The sequence below is a fragment of the Pseudomonas sp. RT4P38 genome (assembly GCF_054897765.1).
This window is the reverse complement of record NZ_CM142703.1, coordinates 5613971-5628912: the sequence shown is the minus strand read 5'-3', so window position 1 is coordinate 5628912 and position 14942 is coordinate 5613971. Positions and strand designations below refer to the sequence as shown.

Genomic DNA, 14942 nt, shown 5'->3' with positions numbered 1-14942 from the left:
GATGCGGTTTCGGTGGTGGCTGCTGTTGATGCTATTGATCATGGGCGCGGCGGCCGTGAGCGTCTGGCGCGGCTGGATCTCTCTGCCGCCGCGGTGGAACCCCTGGGCACCGCTGGACGTGAAGGCCGCGCCCAATTTTCTGACCCGCTACAAACTGATGCGCCTACGCGATGATCCGCAGTTGTGCGATCAAGCCCTGAGCAGCTCTGGATTGCGCGTAACCCATCAGGCCGACAGCCCCGATGCGACGTGTCCGTTGATCAACACCTTGCGTGTGCAAGGCGGCGAGGTGGCGCTGAGCAGCAGTTTCCTCGCCAGTTGCCGCCTGGCGGTGTCGTTTGCCCTGTTCGAACACCACGCCCTGCAACCCGCCGCACAGGCGGTCTACGGCCAAGCGGTAACGCGTGTTGACCATCTCGGCAGCTTTGCCTGTCGCAACGTCTACAGCCGTGAAAATGGCAGACGCAGCCAGCATGCCAGCGCCAACGCGCTGGATATCGCCGGGTTTCGGCTGGCCGATGGCCGATCCATCAACGTGCTCAAGGATTGGCCGAAGGATAATCAGGACGCACGGTTTTTACGTCAGGTCCGCGATGGCGCCTGCGACATGTTCAGTGTGGTCTTGAGTCCGGATTACAACGCCGCCCATCGCAATCACTTTCATGTGGATGTCGGGCCGTGGTGGGTGTGTCGCTGAGGGCCTGTTATTGAAGGTCAGGCGGCGATGCGCAGGTTTTGCAGGACGATCGGGCGAGCCCAGCCGTTATCGAAATCGAGTTGTTTCTGTTGTTCCACCAGCGCTTCGGCCGAGAACGGCGGGAATGGCTTGTCCAGCAGATCGAGTTCGAATTCGGCGATCGGCAGGTGCAGCGGACGCGGTTGCGGTGCGGTGCCAGGCGCTGGCAGCGGTTGACCGGCAGTGAGCACGATCGGGCGGACCCAGCTGCTTTCGAAGTCCTGTTGCTTCTGTTGAGCGACGATTTCTTGTGCCGGGAACGGAGGGAAAGGTTTGTCGGCCAGGTCCATTTCGAACTCGGCAATCGGCAGGAACAGTGGCTCGGGAGGGCGGACCTCGGTTTCTTTCACATCGCATTCTCGCTGGGAAATGATGTGAGCCAGCAGTTCGCTGCCAACGGTGGGTTCGACCGGGCTGTCGAGATCGACCGGTGGAAAGTTGAGAGAAGCCGGTACGACATCGCCCGACTGATCGGCCAGGGCCTGGGCAAAGAAATCCTGCCACAGGTGACTGACGCCGCTCAGTGCTTGGGAGTTTCGTAGGCCAAAATCGCCGTGGGGCGAGATGTAGCCTATCGATGTGCGTTGAATGTCTGACATTTCTCTCGGTCGACGCTCAGGTCTGGCAAAATGCTCGATAGTTTTGTTATCGGCCGTTTTTGCCGATCATTAATTTTTTGAGCGTGTTTTCCCATGATTGAGCAACCTGCGGCCTGCCGCATCCATGTCGAGGCCCTGGCCGCGACTTATCAGCCACAGGCCGAACAATGGGCCGAGCGCCTGGGCTTGCCCATGCAGGTGGATGACGGCGAGTTTGCGTTGCAGGTGGGCGAACAGGGTTTACAGCTGCAGCAACTGGGCCCGGACGCGCCGGGGCCGGTGCGGGTGGACTTCGTCGAGGGCGGTGCGGCCCATCGCCGTTTGTACGGCGGCGGTAGCGGTCAGATGATCGCCAAGGCTGTCGGGGTTGCCCAAGGCGTGCGTCCGCGGGTGCTGGATGCCACGGCGGGGCTAGGCAAAGATGCGTTCGTGCTGGCGAGCCTGGGCTGCGAGATGAGCCTGATCGAGCGTCAGCCGCTGATTGGCGCTTTGCTTGAAGATGGCCTGGCACGCGGCGCGGAAGACTTTGATGTGGCGCCGATCGTGGCGCGGATGCGCTTGCTCAAGGGCAATTCGATCGAGGTGATGCGCAATTGGGAAGGCGAGCCGCCGCAGGTGATCTACCTCGACCCGATGTTTCCCCATCGTGAGAAAACTGCCTTGGTGAAGAAGGAAATGCGCCTGTTCCGGCCGCTGGTCGGCGATGATCCGGATGCGCCGGCGTTGCTTGAAGCTGCGTTGGCGTTGGCCAGCCACCGGGTGGTGGTCAAGCGGCCGCGCAAGGCGCCGTGTATTGAAGGGCCGAAGCCGAGCCATGCGCTGGATGGTAAATCCAGTCGGTATGACATTTATCCGAAGAAGGCGCTGAAGCCTTAAGACCGCGTCGCCCCCATCGCGAGCAAGCTCGCTCCCACAGGTTTTGTGTTGAGCACAACATCTGAGAACACCTCAGAACCTGTGGGAGCGGGCTTGCCCGCGATAGCGTCAGTCCCGGCACCCACAATCTGTCAGGCTGTCTCTGGTCGATAAGCCCGCATAAACAACCCCACCACTTCCCGCACATGGCTCTCGGCCGCCTCCCCGGTCAACGGCTCGCCACACCCGTAAAGCAGCCTGAAATTCCCCGCACCCTTGAGCAAGCAGAAGAAATGCTCGGCCGCATTGTGCGGTTTGTCGATGCTCAAGGCACCGCTCTGATCAACCTTGATCAGCAACCGCTCCATGCCATGCAACATGCGCTGGGGGCCGGCTTCGAAGAAGATCAGCGAAAGTTTCGGGTCCTGGCTGCCCAGCGTCATCATCAGCCGATGCAAGTTGACCGATTCGTCGCTGTTGATCAGCTGATGAAAACCGCGGGCGATGTTCAACAGCACCGTTTCTACGGCAATGCCGTCGGGCAACTCGAAAAACAGCGTCGGCAACTGCTCTTCGCACTTGGCCATCACGGCGGCGGAGAACAGTGTCTCCTTGTCGTCGAAATGGCTGTAGACCGTAAGTTTCGAGACACCGGCCTCGGCCGCCACGGCGTCCATGCTGGTATTCGCATAACCCTTGCTCAGAAACAGAATTTTCGCCGCATCGAGGATCGCTCGGCGCTTGGCCAAATCCTTGGGACGGCCTGGGCCGTTGGGTGCTGAAAGATTGTTAGGCATATGCGCTTTTATTACTGGACTGGTGAGTTTGCTATTAATAACATACTGCTCAGTATAATTATTCCAAGCACCATTAGCGAAAGGTCCTTCACCATGTTCCGCTATGCCTTGCCCCTCGCGTTGCCAGTCAGTCTGGCGTTTTTATTATCTGCGTGTGGTCACGAAGAGGCGCCCCAAGTCACCGTTCGCCCGGCCATGGTCGTGCAGCCAGAGCCTTCGGCCCAGGCGATGGAAAGTTTTCCCGGTGAAGTCCGCGCTCGCTTTGAGCCGGACCTGGCGTTTCGCATCGGCGGTAAAGTCAGTCGACGACTGGTCGAAGAGGGGCAGCGGGTCAAGGCCGACCAGCCTTTGGCGGAGCTCGATCCTCAGGACGTACGCCTGCAACTGGAAGCCACCCGTGCCCAGGTCGCCGCTGCCGAGGCCAATCTGAGCCTGGTGCGCGCCGAGCGTGATCGCTACAAGACCTTGATGGACCGTCAGATGGTCAGCCGTTCGCAGTACGACAATTCCGAAAACCTTTACCGATCCGGTGAAGCACGCCTCAAGCAAATCAAAGCTGAATTCAACGTCTCGACCAATCAGGCCAGTTACGCCGTACTGCGAGCGCCTCAGGATGGCGTGGTGGCCAAACGTGCGGTCGAAGTCGGGCAAGTCGTGGCGGCCGGGCAAACGGTGTTTACCCTCGCCACCGATGGCGAGCGCGAAGTGTCGATCAGCCTGCCGGAACAAAGTTTCGGCCGTTTCAAGGTGGGTCAGCCGGTGTCGGTAGAACTCTGGACTCAACCCGACCAACGTTTCGCCGGGCGCATCCGTGAACTGTCGCCTGCTGCCGATCCAAAATCGCGCACCTTTGCCGCCCGCATCGCTTTCACCACCGGCAAGGTCCCCGCAGAGCTTGGTCAGAGCGCCCGAGTGTTTATCCAGACCGCCGACGTGGTGTCGCTGTCGGTACCACTGTCGGCCGTCACCGCGGAAAACGGTGCCACCTACGTTTGGGTGCTTGGCGCCAACAATACCTTGAAAAAAGCCCCGGTCCGGGTCGGTGCCTTTGGCGAGAAAACCGTGCCGGTGCTCGAAGGCCTGAACGCCAGCGATTGGGTGGTGGCGGCTGGTGTTCATGTGCTTCATGACGGGCAGCAAGTGCGCCCGGTGGATCGCTCCAACCGCGTGGTCAATCTGGCGGACAAGGAGTAATCCCCGATGGGTTTCAATCTTTCCGAATGGGCACTGCGTAATCGTCAGATCGTACTGTTCCTGATGCTCTTGCTGGCAGTTGTCGGCGCACTGTCCTACACCAAACTTGGCCAAAGTGAAGACCCTCCGTTCACCTTCAAGGCCATGGTGATTCGCACCAACTGGCCGGGTGCCACGGCGCAGGAAGTGTCGCGCCAGGTCACCGAGCGTATTGAAAAGAAACTGATGGAAACCGGCGAGTACGAACGCATCGTTTCGTTCTCCCGTCCGGGCGAATCCCAAGTGACGTTCGTTGCCCGTGATTCCATGCACTCGGTGGAAATCCCGGACCTCTGGTATCAGGTTCGCAAGAAGATCGGCGACATTCGTCAGACCCTGCCACCGGGCATCCAGGGGCCATTCTTCAATGATGAGTTCGGCACAACGTTTGGCAACATCTACGCGCTGACGGGCGAAGGTTTTGATTACGCGGTGCTCAAGGACTACGCCGACCGCGTGCAGATTCAGCTGCAACGGGTCAAGGATGTGGGCAAGGTCGATCTGCTCGGGTTACAGGACGAGAAGATCTGGATCGAACTCTCCAACGTCAAACTCGCCACCCTCGGCCTACCTTTGTCAGCGGTGCAGCAGGCCCTTGAAGAGCAGAATGCGATGTCCACCGCCGGGTTTTTCGAGACCACCAGCGAGCGCTTGCAGCTACGAGTCTCGGGGAATTTTCAGACAGTCGAAGAGATCAAGAGCTTCCCGATTCGCGTAGGAGATCGCACCTTCCGCATCTCCGATGTGGCGGATGTGCGTCGCGGTTTTAATGATCCGCCGGCGCCGCGTATGCGCTTCATGGCCGAAGACGCCATCGGTCTGGCCGTGGCGATGAAGGACGGTGGTGACATTCTGGTGCTGGGCAAGGCGCTGGAAATCGAGTTCGACCGGATCCAGAAAAATCTCCCTGCCGGTATGCAGCTGCGCAAGGTCTCCGACCAGCCCGCCGCCGTGAAAAGCAGTGTCGGTGAGTTTGTTCAGGTGCTGGTGGAAGCGCTGGCAATCGTCCTGCTGGTGAGCTTCTTCTCCCTCGGTGTGCGCACCGGCATGGTGGTCGCGCTGGCGATTCCTTTGGTATTGGCGATGACATTCGCCTGCATGTATTACCTGGGAATCGGCTTGCACAAGATTTCCCTCGGGGCGTTGGTGCTGGCGCTGGGTCTGTTGGTGGACGACGCGATCATCGCCGTGGAAATGATGGCGATCAAAATGGAGCAGGGCTTCGACCGGATCAAGGCGGCCAGTTACGCCTGGACCAGCACCGCATTCCCGATGCTCACCGGTACGCTGATCACCGCTGCCGGCTTCCTGCCGATTGCCACTGCGCAATCGGGTACCGGCGAATACACCCGTTCGATCTTCCAGGTGGTGACCATCGCGCTGCTGGCCTCGTGGGTGGCCGCCGTGGTGTTTGTGCCGTATCTGGGGGAAAAACTCCTGCCGGATCTTGCGAAGATTCATGCAGCCAAACACGGCACTGGCAATGGCCAGCCCGACCCTTATGACACGCCGTTCTATCAGCGCGTCAGACGCCTGGTGGAGTGGTGCGTGCAGCGGCGCAAGACGGTCATTGTCCTGACGGTTGTGTTGTTCGTCGGGTCTGTCGCGCTGTTCCGATTTGTCCCACAGCAGTTCTTCCCGGCTTCCGGTCGTCTGGAGTTGATGGTCGACCTGAAGCTGGCTGAAGGTGCGTCCCTGAGCAACACGGCCGACGAGGTGAAGCGCCTCGAAGCACTGCTCAAGGATCACGCCGGCATCGACAATTACGTGGCTTACGTCGGCACGGGATCGCCGCGCTTCTACCTACCGCTGGATCAACAACTTCCTGCGGCGAGCTTCGCGCAGTTTGTCGTCCTGGCCAAGACCATCGAGGAGCGCGAAACCCTGCGCACCTGGCTGATCGAAACCCTCAACGAACAATTCCCGGCCCTGCGTTCGCGGGTTACGCGTCTGGAGAACGGGCCACCGGTTGGCTATCCGGTGCAGTTCCGGGTCACCGGTGAGCACATCGAGGAAGTCCGCGCGCTGGCTCGTAAAGTCGCGGCCAAGGTTCGCGAGAACCCGCACGTGGCCAACGTCCATCTGGACTGGGAGGAACCGAGCAAAGTTGTTTATCTGAACGTTGATCAGGACCGTGCCCGGGCGCTTGGCGTGAGCACTGCGAACCTGTCGAAGTTCCTGCAAAGCTCACTGACCGGTTCGAGCGTCAGCCAGTACCGTGAAGACAACGAATTGATCGAGATTCTGTTGCGCGGCACGTTGCATGAGCGCACTGAGCTGTCGTTGCTGCCGAGTCTGGCCGTACCGACTGACAACGGTCGCAGCGTAGCGCTGTCGCAGATCGCGACGCTGGAATACGGTTTCGAAGAAGGCATCATCTGGCACCGCAACCGCTTGCCTAACGTGACGGTGCGCGCCGACATTTACGGCAAGGAACAACCGGCGACGCTGGTGCAGCAGATCATGCCGACTCTCGATCCGGTTCGCGCAGAATTGCCGGATGGCTACTTGCTGGAAGTCGGCGGCACGGTAGAAGACTCGGCCCGTGGGCAAAACTCGGTGAAGGCCGGTGTGCCGCTTTTCATCGTGGTGGTGCTGACGTTACTGATGCTGCAACTGCGCAGTTTCTCACGCACCGTGATGGTGTTTCTGACGGCACCTTTGGGTTTGATCGGCGTGACCTTGTTCCTGATGGTGTTTCGTCAGCCTTTTGGTTTCGTCGCCATGCTCGGGACCATCGCGCTGTCCGGGATGATCATGCGTAACTCGGTGATTCTGGTGGACCAGATCGAGCAGGACATCGCCGCCGGGCTCAAGCCGTGGCAAGCGATTATCGAAGCTACGGTGCGGCGTTTCCGGCCGATTGTGTTGACTGCGCTCGCGGCGGTGCTGGCGATGATTCCGCTGTCGCGCAGCGTGTTCTTCGGGCCGATGGCGGTGGCGATCATGGGTGGGTTGATTGTGGCGACGGCGTTGACGTTGCTGTTTTTGCCGGCGCTGTATGCGGCTTGGTTCAGGGTCAAGAAAGAGGCCGTTTGATCTTTTGATCTTGGCGGCCTTCGGGCCGACCATGCGCTTGTTGATTGAGTACATATCCGTTGCTGCGGTAATGGCCACTAATGGTTTCGCCCTTACGGCGACTCCCTTTGGCAAACGCCCCAAAGGAAGCAAAGGTCTCGCCCCAAGCGTCCGGCCCCTCGCTTAGGCTCGGCGTTCCTTCGCTCCGGTGTCCATCTGGGGGCATCGCCTCCGGTCGGCTTCGCTTCGACCTCCTCTCGATGTGTTCGACTGCGTCGAACGGCGCTGCGCGCCTCCCCCCAGATGAACACCTCCACTCAGCCTCCCGAAGGGGCGGGAGGGTCAAGGTCAAGAGCTGCAGGCGAGCTAACGCTCGGCCTGTTGAGTGGTTTGGGACGATTCAACAGATGATTTCGTTGTTAGCGTTGTTGGTATATCGCGTCCTGGATCACCTCGATCCGCAGCAATATCACAAACGAAAAAGCCCGCTGAACCTATAAAGGTCAGCGGGCTTTTTGTGAGTTTCAGTCACTCAATAATTACAACGTACCAAACACCTTCTTCGCCAGACTGGTCGCTGCCGCCGCAGGATTCTGGCGGATGGTTTCTTCCTGTTTACCAATCATCTCGAACAAACCGTTCAACGCCTGCTCGGTCACGTAGCTTTCGATGTTGGCGTTCTTCGCATCCACGACACCCAACGTCGCGGCTTGCCCTGCGAACGAGTTGTATTGTTTGGCCAGGCCCACCTGATCGGTGGCTTGCTTGACGATCGGCAGGAATTTCACGCGGATCTGTTCGCGGCTGGTTTTGCTCAGGTACTGAGTGGCTGAGTCCTTACCGCCGCTGAGAATGCCCTTGGCATCCTCCACGCTCATTTTTTTCACAGCCTCCACCAGGATCGGCTGGGCCTGGGTCACGGCGGTTTCCGCCGCTTTGTTCATGCTGGTTTCCAGCTGATCGACCTGATCACCCATGCCGAAGGCTTTCATCTTGCTGGCGACCTTGCCGAGCTTGCCCGGCAATTCGATCTTCACGTCCGGGTTGTTACTGAAGCCGCCCGGCGTGCCGAGTTGTTTCACGGCCAGTTGCGCGCCTTGGGTCAGGGCATCCTTGAGGCCGCCGGTGGCGTCTTGTTGCGACAGGTCGTTGAGCGACAGCGCTAGGGCACTCGCGGAGATCATCAAGCCTGCGCACAGGCTGGCGAAGCGAAGGGTAGGGCGGAGCATGGCTGCTTCCTTGTTCAGAAAAGAGGATTAGCGGACGGCGTCGACGCGGATTTTCAGTGGCTGCGGGTCGCTGCCATCAAGCTGTACGGCGTGATGTTCGGTGGTGATGAACATCAGTTTGCCGTCAACTTCGATGCGTGCGCTGACTGAATAGCGATGACCCGGCTTGACCTGCGCCGGATCGTAACTCAGATGAAACGGCAGCGGCACCTGGCCTTTGATCGAGCCTTTCTGTTCGTCGAGGATCACGGCGGGTGCGTCGGCAAGAGACACGTCCTGCAAGCCGCTCAAGGTGACGCTTGGCGGGAGGGCAATGCGTTGGAGGTAAAATACTTCGCCATCAAGGCTGGTTTTAGCGGCCGGTTGTAAGGTATGGCAGGCTCCGAGCAAAGCAGTAAGCCCCAGTAGCGAGAGTTTTTTCATGAGTTAAGTCCTTGGCGCCCGGAGAAAAACAGCGCCAACGACAATTTAACGGATTTTTAAGGTGATTTCGCCCCATGTGATGTCGGGCAGTTGGGCTTAGGCGTTGCTGTCCGGATTTTTACGGACGTTGCGGACCACGACGTCCTCAGGGCGCAGATGGTTGACACCCAATTCCACCCGGTGAGGTTTGGTTGTTGCAAAGATCACCTCGTCGTTGGTTTCGATGCGTGCGGTGATTCCATAGCTGTGGCCGGGCAGCACATCAGCGGCCGCGTAAGTCAGATTAAAGTCCAGGCCTGCGGTTTCTGCATGAGGGATAACTTGCTGGGCGAGTTCTTTGACAGGCGCAGCCGGAGTGACATCTTGCAGGCTGACGTGAAGTGTCGAGTTCGGCGACAGCAGAATCTTTATCAGATAGTGCACGGTACCGCTGATGCTCATTACATGTTCGTTGCTCATTTGATCTCCTTATCAAATTAATCGTCGGAAATGACGAGCCGTCAGCATATCGCCGGGGGCACCGAACCGTGTGTAGGAGTATTCCTGCGTTTGGGGGCGAATTTATAGCGGGATAGATCAGAAGCATCCTTGCTTCTGAATAACGGTGCCGCGTAGTTCCCTCGATGGATCAGAGAGGCTTTACCAGCTCCGCCGCATCTTCACTGCGATGCAACGCCACCTGACGGATCGACAAGCGAATCTCTGCCGACAACACCCGTTTGGCCGCACCTTCCGCCAGTTCTCCCAGCAGGTCGTGATAACTCAGCTTGCCGGCCTCATCGCGCTTGAGCACGTCGAGGTCGAGCATGGTCTGGATGAAGTGGCGGAACAGGCTCTTGTCGAAGAACTCCGGAGCGTTCAGGCCATGCAGGATCGACAGACGTTGTGCCATGACCGTGCACAGGTCTTCCAGTTCTTCGGCGCTGATGCTGTTTTGGCCACTGTTGAGCAGCAGCGAGACCGTCATATAGAAGCGTTGCAGGGTCTGGGCGATGCTTTTCGACAGCAGCGTCAGCAACACGAAATGCCGCGAACTCGGCGCCGGACGCAGGTAGACGTCATTCTCAAAACGCAGCAGACCTTGCTCGACGAACGCTTCGAGCCATTGATCGATCACCGCATCCAGCTCGTCCAGCGACCAGCGAATGAACAGCTCCGATTGCAGGTACGGGTACAGCGCGCGGGTGTAGCGCAGGATCTGTTCGCGGCTCATGCGCGAGGCGCTCTGGAAGAAACTCGCCAGCAGCGCGGGCAGGGCGAAGATGTGCAGCACATTGTTGCGGTAGTAGGTCATCAGGACGGCGTTTTGCTCGTCCAGATACAGAATCTTGCCCAGGGCATCGCTCTGCTCGGACAACAAATCCATGTCTTTCACATGCTCTATCAACGCTCGGCCGTCACCTTCCGGCAGTGTGGTGTGCGGCGAATACGGCACCTTGCGCAACAGCGCCAAATACAGATCAAGTACGCGCGCCATGGCGCGATCATCCAGAGCCAGACGGCTGGTGGACAGCAGCGCCAGGGCCACGAGGTTGACCGGGTTGATCGCCGCGGCTTCGTTGAGATGCTGTGCGACTTTCTCGCCGAGGCGGTTGGTGGTTTCGTTGAGCCAGACCGGTTTGAACTGCGGGCCGAGTTCCTGTTTACGCCAGTCCGGCTGTTCGCTGTCGAGGAATTCCGCCAGTTTGATCGGTTCGCCAAAGTTCACCGCCACTTGGCCGAAGCGCTGCTTGAGGGCCCCGATGACTTTGAAGATGTCGAAGATCGATTCTTTCTTCTTGCTCGCGCCACGCAGTTCGCCGAGGTAGGTCCGGCCTTCCAATACGTGCTCGTAGCCGATGTAGACAGGGATGAAGACAATCGGCATCCGCGACGAACGCAAGAAGCTGCGCAAGGTGATCGCGAGCATCCCGGTTTTCGGTTGTAGCATGCGCCCGGTGCGCGAACGGCCACCCTCGACGAAGTACTCCACCGGGAAGCCTTTGGTGAACAAGGTGTGCAGGTATTCGTTGAACACCGAGGTGTAGAGCGGGTTGCCTTTGAAGGTGCGGCGCATGAAGAACGCACCGCCGCGCCGCAGCAGGCTGCCGATCACCGGCATGTTGAGGTTGATCCCGGCGGCAATGTGCGGCGGGGTCAGGCCGTTGCGGAACAGCAAATAGGACAGCAGCAGGTAGTCGATGTGGCTGCGGTGGCAGGGTACGTAGATCACTTCGTAACCCGGGGCGACCTTTTGCACGCCTTCGATGTTATTGACCTTGATGCCGTCGTAGATTTTGTTCCAGAACCAGCTCAGCACCACTTCCATGAAGCGGATCGCGGTGTAGGTGTAGTCGGAGGCGATCTCGTTGCCGTAGCGCAGGGCCTGGGCCTTGGCTTTCTCCGGGGAGATGTTCTCGCGCTCGGCTTCATCGAGGATCGCTTGCTTGACCAAGGGCTGGTTGAGCAGGCCTTTGACCAGATTGCGACGGTGGGAAATGTCCGGACCGATCACCGCGGCTTTCAGATTACGGAAATGCACCCGCAGAATTCGCTGGGCCATGCGCACGGTGCGCTCGTGGCCTTTGTTGTGGTCGATCAGCTCACGCAGGTGAATCGGCGCCGAGAACTGCACCCGGGTCTTGCGCCCCAGCACGATGATGCTCAGCAACCGGCGCAGACGCCCGGTGACCGCCCAGCTGTCGGCGAAGAGCAGTTTCCACGGGCTCGATTCGCTGTCCGGCGACTGACCCCAGAACACGCTGACCGGAATGATCTGCGCATCTTCAGCGGCGTTCTGGCTCAGGGCGCTGACCAGGCGATTCAGGGTCGGCGGCGCGCCACGTTTGTCCTGGCGGCCGAGCCAGTCGGGCTCCGGCGTCAGGTAAAAGAACGCGGCGGGTTCCACCAACGTACCTACCGATACCGGCAACACCGGGCGCGGCAGGCCGGCCTTGCTGCACTCGGTATCGACCACGGCGAGATCGGTCAGCGAAGGGTTTTGCAGGACGTAGAACACCGGACGACTGCGGTCGAGGTTGAGGGTGAACGAAGACTGATTGATCGTCTCCGAGCGAACCCAGAGATACAACAGTCGGCGCAGAGTGCCAAACACAAGACGGCGGAGCGGGGAACGGGTCATACGGCATCTGCATGAGTGAATAAAACCGAGCGTTTGCTCGGGCGGCCGATAGTGTGCCGTATTCGCCGAAAATCGGCAAAAAAGCGGTTAAGTAAAGTTGAGTTGAGAGTTTTGGCGGCTGTCATATACTCGGCCGTTCAAAATAAAAAGAAGAGGGACTGATACATGGCTACGCGCGAAACCGGCAACGTGAAGTGGTTCAACGACGCCAAGGGTTATGGCTTCATTCAGCGCGACGACGGGGTGGACGTGTTCGTGCACTACCGCGCGATTCGCGGCGAGGGGCATCGCTCCCTGGCTGAAGGTCAGCAGGTGGAATACGGCGTGGTGACTGGCGAGAAAGGCTTGCAAGCTGAGGATGTTGTAGGCCTCTAAACCCACTCTCCAGATCACCCACAACCACTGTGGGAGCGAGCTTGCTCGCGATAGCGGACTGACATTCAATATTGATGTTGTATGAAAGGACCTCATCGCGAGCAAGCTCGCTCCCACAGGTTTTAAACAGTTTTCCAGGTGATCTCTTCTTCACCATCAGCGCTGATGCGCATCCAGCGATCCGCTGTCTCTTCACCTTCTTCCTCGACCCAGCTACCCGGTGCACAACGCACTTCGACGTTCAGCGCGGCAAACGCAGCGCGGGCGCAGGCGATGTCGTCTTCCCATGGCGTCTGGTCGCTGTCCAGGTACAGGCTGTTCCATTTGCCCACGGCTTTCGGCAGCCAGGTGACCGACACGTTGCCGGCCTTGCACTTGTAGGTCTGGCCTTTCTGGACCCAGTCGGTACATGGGCCCAAAGCCGCGCCGAGCCAGGCCGCGACGGCCTTGTAGTCGACGTCGGCGTCTTTCAGGTAAATCTCGATATCGGGTTGGCGCATGGATGTCCTCACTGCGGGTCTGAAAAATCCATTCGCGGATTTAGCCGGCCTCAAGCTATTGCTCAAAGCCAAAAATTATTGAAGTACGAAGTAATCGTAGCGCATTGAAACAGTGACCTCGAACGGCTCGACCTGTTCGATGACCGCCGCCCGGCGTTCAGCACTGGCGCGCCAGCCGTGTGGCGTCATGGCCAGCAGGTTGGCGCGATCCTGACCCTTTTCCAGCGTCAGTTTGAATTCCAGGGTTTCACTGTGTTGCAGCGTCATGCCTTCCGGCACCAGGGCCAGATGCTTGTCGTCGGTGTATTCACGCACTTCGTCGTACAGCCGCTCGCGCAACTCCATCAGATGGCCGCTGGTCGGCCCGACTTTCATCAAACCGCCGCCGGGGCTGAGCAGGCGTTTGGCTTCCTCCCAGTCCAGCGGGCTGAAGACGCTGGCGAGAAACTGGCAGCTGCCCGAGGCCAACGGCACCCGCGCCATGCTGGCGATCAACCAGGTCAGTTGCGGGTTGCGTTTGCAGGCGCGTTTGACGGCTTCTCGGGAAATATCCAGCGCGTAACCGTCGGCGTTCGGCACGGCCTCGGCGATTTGCGCGGTGTAGTAACCCTCGCCACAACCGATGTCCAGCCAGCGCTGGGGTGCGTATTGCGCAGCCAGTTCGGCCAGACGCTTGGCCACCGGTGCGTAATGACCGGCGTTCAAAAAATCTCGCCGGGCTTCGACCATCGCCAGGTTATCCCCAGGGTCGCGGCTGTTTTTGTGCTGCACCGGCAGCAGGTTCAGGTAACCCTGACGAGCGCGGTCGAAACGATGCCCGGCGGGGCAGGCCACGCCGTTGTCCACCGCGTTCAGCGGTTCGCTGCAGATCGGGCAGGCGAGCATCAGGCGAGCAACTTGATCAGGGTCTGGTAGTAGATTTCGGTCAGCACATCGAGGTCGGCGGCCAGCACACGCTCGTTGACCTGGTGGATCGTCGCGTTGACCGGGCCCAGTTCAACCACCTGAGTGCCCATGGTCGCGATGAAGCGCCCGTCGGAGGTGCCACCACTGGTGGAGGCGCGGGTTTCGCGGCCGGTGATGTCCTTGATGCTCGACGCGACGGCATCCAGCAACGCACCTGGCTCGGTGAGGAACGGCAGACCGGACAGCGCCCAGTCGATGTGCCAGTCCAGGCCATGTTTGTCGAGGATGTCGGCGACGCGTTTTTGCAGGCCTTCGACGGTGGATTCAGTGGAGAAGCGGAAGTTGAATACCGCCACCAAATCACCCGGGATCACATTGGTCGCGCCGGTGCCGGAGTTCACGTTGGAAATCTGGAAGCTGGTCGGCGGGAAGAAGTCGTTGCCGTGGTCCCAATGCTCGGCGGCCAGTTCGGCCAGCGCCGGGGCAGCAAGGTGGATCGGGTTCTTCGCCAGGTGCGGATACGCCACGTGGCCTTGCACGCCGCGCACGGTCAGCTTGGCACCGAGGGAGCCGCGACGGCCGTTCTTGACCACGTCGCCCACCAGGGTGGTGCTCGATGGTTCGCCGACGATGCACCAGTCCAGACGCTCCTTACGGGCGGCAAGGCGTTCGATCACAGCTTTGGTGCCGTGGTGCGCCGGGCCTTCTTCGTCGCTGGTGATCAGGAAAGCAACCTTGCCCTTGTGGTCCGGGTAGTCGGTGACGAAACGCTCGGCCGCCACGGTCATGGACGCGAGGCTGCCTTTCATGTCCGCCGCACCACGGCCGCAGAGCATGCCGTGTTCGTCGATCACCGCATTGAACGGGTCGATCTGCCAGGCGGTCACCGGGCCGGTCGGCACTACGTCGGTGTGGCCGGCGAAGCACAGCACCGGACCGTCGTGTTTGCCGTGGATCGCCCAAAAGTTATCCACATCTTCGATACGCATGGGTTCAAGCGCAAAACCGGCATCGCCCAGGCGCTGCATCATCTGCTTCTGGCAATCGGCGTCGACCGGCGTCACGGACGGACGGCGGATCAGGTCGATGGCGAGTTGAAGGGTCGGCGAAAGGTCGGCGTGGGCCGTCATGGGGAACTCCGAAAGCTGGG

14 protein-coding genes are annotated in these 14942 nt (G+C 59.8%); 5 read left to right on the top strand and 9 right to left on the bottom strand.

What is annotated here, in order from left to right; genetic code table 11:
- Window position 1: 1 nt before the first annotated feature.
- On the top strand, window positions 2-697 hold the full coding sequence (locus tag ACYZT7_RS26150; RefSeq protein WP_462038780.1) for an extensin-like domain-containing protein: 696 nt from the start codon (window positions 2-4) through the stop codon (window positions 695-697).
- A 17-nt stretch (window positions 698-714) separates the two neighbouring features.
- Here the strand turns inward: ACYZT7_RS26150 and ACYZT7_RS26145 are convergent, their stop codons facing one another.
- On the bottom strand, window positions 715-1335 hold the full coding sequence (locus tag ACYZT7_RS26145; RefSeq protein ID WP_462038779.1) for an energy transducer TonB: 621 nt from the start codon (window positions 1333-1335) through the stop codon (window positions 715-717).
- A gap of 93 nt (window positions 1336-1428) precedes the next feature.
- On the opposite strand from ACYZT7_RS26145, the gene ACYZT7_RS26140 reads away from it, so the two are divergent.
- Window positions 1429-2211: a class I SAM-dependent methyltransferase gene (locus ACYZT7_RS26140; RefSeq protein WP_462038778.1), complete on the top strand. Its 783-nt coding sequence runs from the start codon at window positions 1429-1431 to the stop codon at window positions 2209-2211.
- Window positions 2212-2342: 131 nt separating this feature from the next.
- Here ACYZT7_RS26140 and ACYZT7_RS26135 read toward each other — a convergent pair whose 3' ends face one another.
- A complete protein-coding gene (locus ACYZT7_RS26135) occupies window positions 2343-2987 on the bottom strand; it encodes a TetR/AcrR family transcriptional regulator (RefSeq protein ID WP_462038777.1) in 645 nt (214 codons plus the stop codon).
- A gap of 93 nt (window positions 2988-3080) precedes the next feature.
- Here ACYZT7_RS26135 and ACYZT7_RS26130 point away from each other — a divergent pair, with 93 nt between their 5' ends.
- Both ACYZT7_RS26130 and ACYZT7_RS26125 read left to right on the top strand, forming a co-directional pair.
- Complete coding sequence (locus ACYZT7_RS26130; protein ID WP_449644897.1) at window positions 3081-4181, top strand: efflux RND transporter periplasmic adaptor subunit; 1101 nt, start codon at window positions 3081-3083, stop codon at window positions 4179-4181.
- Window positions 4182-4187: 6 nt separating this feature from the next.
- On the top strand, window positions 4188-7259 hold the full coding sequence (locus ACYZT7_RS26125) for an efflux RND transporter permease subunit (RefSeq protein WP_462038776.1): 3072 nt from the start codon (window positions 4188-4190) through the stop codon (window positions 7257-7259).
- A gap of 518 nt (window positions 7260-7777) precedes the next feature.
- Here the strand turns inward: ACYZT7_RS26125 and ACYZT7_RS26120 are convergent.
- The 4 genes from ACYZT7_RS26120 to plsB form a co-directional block, all read right to left on the bottom strand.
- Window positions 7778-8467 carry a DUF4197 domain-containing protein gene (locus ACYZT7_RS26120; RefSeq protein ID WP_462038775.1) on the bottom strand — a complete coding sequence of 230 codons (690 nt, stop codon included), beginning with the start codon at window positions 8465-8467 and terminating at the stop codon, window positions 7778-7780.
- A 27-nt stretch (window positions 8468-8494) separates the two neighbouring features.
- A complete protein-coding gene (locus ACYZT7_RS26115) occupies window positions 8495-8890 on the bottom strand; it encodes a YbaY family lipoprotein (protein WP_462038774.1) in 396 nt (131 codons plus the stop codon).
- 96 nt (window positions 8891-8986) lie between these two features.
- The gene (locus ACYZT7_RS26110) at window positions 8987-9349 is read right to left on the bottom strand and encodes a YbaY family lipoprotein (protein ID WP_462038773.1); all 363 of its coding nucleotides are present in this window, start codon (window positions 9347-9349) and stop codon (window positions 8987-8989) included.
- A 169-nt stretch (window positions 9350-9518) separates the two neighbouring features.
- Window positions 9519-12011, bottom strand: coding sequence for a glycerol-3-phosphate 1-O-acyltransferase PlsB (plsB, locus tag ACYZT7_RS26105; protein WP_462038772.1), 2493 nt, complete (start codon window positions 12009-12011; stop codon window positions 9519-9521).
- A 165-nt stretch (window positions 12012-12176) separates the two neighbouring features.
- Here plsB and ACYZT7_RS26100 point away from each other — a divergent pair, with 165 nt between their 5' ends.
- A complete protein-coding gene (locus tag ACYZT7_RS26100) occupies window positions 12177-12386 on the top strand; it encodes a cold-shock protein (RefSeq protein WP_462038771.1) in 210 nt (69 codons plus the stop codon).
- A 122-nt stretch (window positions 12387-12508) separates the two neighbouring features.
- On the opposite strand, the gene ACYZT7_RS26095 is transcribed toward ACYZT7_RS26100, so the two are convergent.
- From ACYZT7_RS26095 to dapE, 3 genes are all read right to left on the bottom strand, one after another.
- Window positions 12509-12886 (bottom strand): hypothetical protein, encoded by a 378-nt coding sequence (locus ACYZT7_RS26095; RefSeq protein ID WP_462038770.1) that lies wholly within the window; start codon window positions 12884-12886, stop codon window positions 12509-12511.
- Window positions 12887-12961: 75 nt separating this feature from the next.
- Window positions 12962-13771 carry a putative RNA methyltransferase gene (locus tag ACYZT7_RS26090; RefSeq protein ID WP_462038769.1) on the bottom strand — a complete coding sequence of 270 codons (810 nt, stop codon included), beginning with the start codon at window positions 13769-13771 and terminating at the stop codon, window positions 12962-12964.
- A complete protein-coding gene (dapE, locus tag ACYZT7_RS26085) occupies window positions 13771-14922 on the bottom strand; it encodes a succinyl-diaminopimelate desuccinylase (RefSeq protein WP_462038768.1) in 1152 nt (383 codons plus the stop codon). Before dapE ends, ACYZT7_RS26090 begins: the two co-directional genes overlap by 1 nt.
- Window positions 14923-14942: the final 20 nt, after the last annotated feature.

Bases quoted from the DNA above. Each gene is read 5' to 3' on its own strand.
- ACYZT7_RS26150 (WP_462038780.1), top strand. From the start codon at position 2: ATGCGGTTTCGGTGGTGGCTGCTGTTGATGCTATTGATCATGGGCGCG.
- ACYZT7_RS26145 (WP_462038779.1), bottom strand. From the start codon at position 1,335: ATGTCAGACATTCAACGCACATCGATAGGCTACATCTCGCCCCACGGC.
- ACYZT7_RS26140 (WP_462038778.1), top strand. From the start codon at position 1,429: ATGATTGAGCAACCTGCGGCCTGCCGCATCCATGTCGAGGCCCTGGCC.
- ACYZT7_RS26135 (WP_462038777.1), bottom strand. From the start codon at position 2,987: ATGCCTAACAATCTTTCAGCACCCAACGGCCCAGGCCGTCCCAAGGAT.
- ACYZT7_RS26130 (WP_449644897.1), top strand. From the start codon at position 3,081: ATGTTCCGCTATGCCTTGCCCCTCGCGTTGCCAGTCAGTCTGGCGTTT.
- ACYZT7_RS26125 (WP_462038776.1), top strand. From the start codon at position 4,188: ATGGGTTTCAATCTTTCCGAATGGGCACTGCGTAATCGTCAGATCGTA.
- ACYZT7_RS26120 (WP_462038775.1), bottom strand. From the start codon at position 8,467: ATGCTCCGCCCTACCCTTCGCTTCGCCAGCCTGTGCGCAGGCTTGATG.
- ACYZT7_RS26115 (WP_462038774.1), bottom strand. From the start codon at position 8,890: ATGAAAAAACTCTCGCTACTGGGGCTTACTGCTTTGCTCGGAGCCTGC.
- ACYZT7_RS26110 (WP_462038773.1), bottom strand. From the start codon at position 9,349: ATGAGCAACGAACATGTAATGAGCATCAGCGGTACCGTGCACTATCTG.
- plsB (WP_462038772.1), bottom strand. From the start codon at position 12,011: ATGACCCGTTCCCCGCTCCGCCGTCTTGTGTTTGGCACTCTGCGCCGA.
- ACYZT7_RS26100 (WP_462038771.1), top strand. From the start codon at position 12,177: ATGGCTACGCGCGAAACCGGCAACGTGAAGTGGTTCAACGACGCCAAG.
- ACYZT7_RS26095 (WP_462038770.1), bottom strand. From the start codon at position 12,886: ATGCGCCAACCCGATATCGAGATTTACCTGAAAGACGCCGACGTCGAC.
- ACYZT7_RS26090 (WP_462038769.1), bottom strand. From the start codon at position 13,771: ATGCTCGCCTGCCCGATCTGCAGCGAACCGCTGAACGCGGTGGACAAC.
- dapE (WP_462038768.1), bottom strand. From the start codon at position 14,922: ATGACGGCCCACGCCGACCTTTCGCCGACCCTTCAACTCGCCATCGAC.